We start from the raw sequence: 2,092 nt of genomic DNA, 5'->3' as shown, positions 1-2,092 counted from the left end.
TCGGCCCCGGGCAGGGTCATCTCCGTGACTCGACCGTCCGGCGTCATGCGTCCGAGCCGCGCACCGGCCCACTCGGTGAACCACAGTGCACCATCGGGACCGATGATCACGGCATGCGGCCGTGCCTGCCGGTCCGGCAGTGGAAACTCCGTGATCGTCCCATCGCAGGCCAGGTGCCCGAGCTGCCCGGCGCCGATCTCCGCGAACCACGCGCCGCCGGCGTCGGCGGTGATCCCGACCGGGGCCGCGCCCTCGGTGGGCAGGGGGTACACGCGCAGCGCCCCGCCCGGGCTGATCCGTCCGACGGCGTTCGCCCGGTTCAGGGTGAACCAGACAGTCCCGTCCGGTCCGGCCGCGACGGCGGAGGGCATGCCTTCGACGGCGTACCGCTCCCGGCTCCCGTCCGGCGCCCGCCGCACGACCGCGCCTGCGTTCATCTCGGTGAACCACAGCGCGCCGTCCGGCGTGCGGCACAGCCCGTACGGAGAGTCGGCGGACTCGAACGTCACCGCGCCGCCGGGCTCGATCCGGCCGATCCGGCCGCCGCGGAATTCGCTGAACCACAGGTGTTCTCCGTCGGCGAGCAGGACGGTCGGCGAACCGTCGGCGGGCTCGAGCGGGAAGGTGGCCTGCCGGGTGCCGTCCCATCGCCCGATCGCGCCGCGCGCGGGCATGGTGAACCACAACGCGCCGGACGCGGCGACGGCCACGCCGTAGGGATCGCCGTCGATCTCGACGACCTCGGCGACCGAGGGTCCGCGGCCGGTTCCCGGATCGGCTCCGGCTCCTGGAAGCGAACCGTGGGGAAGAGAACCATGGGGAAGAGAACCGTGCTCAGGCAAACTCGCCCACCTCCTTGCGAATCCCGCGGAAGCGGCGGCGCAGCCCGCGATCGTGGGTCACCACCACCAGCGCGCCGCGGTACTCCTCCAGCGCCCGCTCCAACTCCTCGACCAGCCGCAACGACAGGTGGTTGGTCGGCTCGTCCAGCAGCAGCAGGTCGTGCTCGCCCGCCAGCAGACGGGCCAGCGCCAGCCGCCGCCGCTGGCCCTCCGACAGCGCGCCGACCGGCTGGTCGAGGACGTCGCGGTGGAACAGTCCGGTGGCCAGCAGCGCCGAGCGCGAACCGCCGTAGGCCGCGAGCACGCTCTGCCTGGGATCGAAGTGTTCCTCCTGGCGCAGGTAGCCGACCCGCCCGGACACCGTCGCGTACATCCGGTCCAGCAGGGTGGACTTGCCGGTGCCGTTCGGACCGTGGATCAGCATGCGCTCCCCCGGCCCCAGCGTCAGCGCGCCGAGGTCGAAGCGGGCCGGGCGGGCGGCGCGGAATCCGGCGCGGAAGCGCAGCGGTTCCGGCGGTCGCGGCACCGGTTCGGCCTCCAGCCTGCGCACCTTCTCGGCCGCCTGCCGCACCCGCGAGGACACCGAACTCTGCACCCGCCCGGCGTGCCGGTCGTAGGCCATCTTGTTGTTGTCCTTCGGGCCGCGGCCGACCGCCACCCGGTGCGCGGTCTCGCGGGAGAACGCGCGCAGCCGCTCGATCTCCTCGCACCAGCGCGCGTAGTCCTCCTCCCATCGCCTGCGCTCGGCGGCCTCGGTGGCCAGCATCTGCGAGTAGCCGCCGCCGAACCGGGTCACCGCGCCCTCCTCGACCCGGACGACGGCGGTCGCCACCCGGTCCAGGAACACCCGGTCGTGCGAGACCACGACGACCGTGCCGCGATGGGCGCGCAGCCGCTCCTCCAGCCAGCTCAGGGCGGCGTCGTCGAGGTGGTTGGTCGGCTCGTCGAGCAGCAGGATCTCCGGCGAGGCGGCGAGCAGGCAGGCCAGCGCCAACCGGGACCGTTCGCCCCCGGACAGCGTCGCCAGCTTCCGGTCCCGGTCGATGCCCGCCAGGCCGAGTCCGTGCATGGACTGGTCGACCCGCAGGTCGGCGGCGTAGCCGTCGCGCGCCTCGAAGGCGGTGAGCAGCTCGCCGTAGGCGTCCATGTCCTGCGCATCGGCGGCCTCCTGCATGGCCACCTCGAGGGCGCGCACCTCGGCGAGCGCGGCGTCGACGGGCGCCGCCGCCGGGGGGGGGGGGGGGGGGGGG

2 protein-coding genes are annotated in these 2,092 nt (G+C 74.1%); both read right to left on the bottom strand.

The annotated features are described in order from the left end of the window. Window positions 1-842 (bottom strand): Vgb family protein (locus tag QH283_RS22330; RefSeq protein ID WP_280504918.1); only part of this gene is annotated, 842 nt, incomplete at its 3' end. After that, window positions 835-2,092 (bottom strand): ATP-binding cassette domain-containing protein (locus QH283_RS22325; RefSeq protein ID WP_280504917.1); only part of this gene is annotated, 1,258 nt, incomplete at its 5' end. The genes QH283_RS22325 and QH283_RS22330, both read right to left, overlap by 8 nt.

The organism is Nocardia farcinica, from assembly GCF_029867845.1.
In the GTDB taxonomy this organism is placed as follows: Bacteria; Actinomycetota; Actinomycetes; order Mycobacteriales; family Mycobacteriaceae; genus Nocardia; species Nocardia farcinica_A.
The sequence above is the reverse complement of the archived record's forward strand: the minus strand, read 5'-3'. Positions and strand labels throughout refer to the sequence as shown.